At 54.7% G+C, this 203-nt stretch carries 1 rRNA gene (running past one end of the window); it reads left to right on the forward strand.

Annotated elements, in window-relative coordinates:
• Positions 1 to 203, forward strand: a 23S ribosomal RNA gene (locus IEY93_RS37675) (its annotated part extends 297 nt beyond the left edge of the window); the annotation flags it as partial.

Below are 203 nucleotides of genomic sequence, written 5' to 3' on the forward strand. Positions count from 1 at the left end.
AATGGAAGGGCCATCGCTCAACGGATAAAAGGTACTCCGGGGATAACAGGCTGATACCGCCCAAGAGTTCATATCGACGGCGGTGTTTGGCACCTCGATGTCGGCTCATCACATCCTGGGGCTGAAGTCGGTCCCAAGGGTATGGCTGTTCGCCATTTAAAGTGGTACGCGAGCTGGGTTTAGAACGTCGTGAGACAGTTCGG

It is taken from the genome of Sphaerisporangium melleum, assembly GCF_014646695.1.
Lineage (GTDB): Bacteria > Actinomycetota > Actinomycetes > Streptosporangiales > Streptosporangiaceae > Sphaerisporangium > Sphaerisporangium melleum.